General features: G+C 47.0%; 1 protein-coding gene. It reads left to right on the top strand.

Translation table 11 applies throughout. The features are described 5' to 3' along the window. Window positions 1–9 precede the first annotated feature (9 nt). Window positions 10–381: TRAP transporter large permease subunit (locus A3766_RS09150; protein ID WP_369808616.1), on the top strand; the 372-nt coding region annotated here is incomplete at its 3' end.

The raw sequence follows: 381 nt of genomic DNA, 5'->3' as shown, positions 1-381 counted from the left end.
TTGGGTGGTATGATCGAACGAACCGGTGTTGTTGAGATGTTCCCAAGTGACTTCTCAAGTATCTGGACAGCAATGGCCCTTATGGTGTGTGCGTTGGTTGTCATGGGTATGATTATGGAAGCCTTTGGTGCGGTAATTCTGGTAAGCCAAACAATCGCTACGGTTGCTTACCAGGCTGGTATTGATCCAATTCACTTCTGGATGATGACTTTGGTTGCCTTTGAGTTGGGTTACTTGAGCCCGCCGGTAGCATTGAATCACTTGTTAACACGCCAAGTGGTGGGTGAAGAAGAAGCGCTTAAAGCTGATGAAGAAGTTAAGGATGGTACCTTCTACCAGCGCAATGAGCGTATTCTGATGCCAATGATGACAATGGGCTCA

The sequence above is a fragment of the Oleiphilus sp. HI0132 genome (assembly GCF_001635845.1).
Note: the sequence above shows the minus strand (reverse complement) of the source record. Positions and strands in the feature narration are given on the sequence as shown.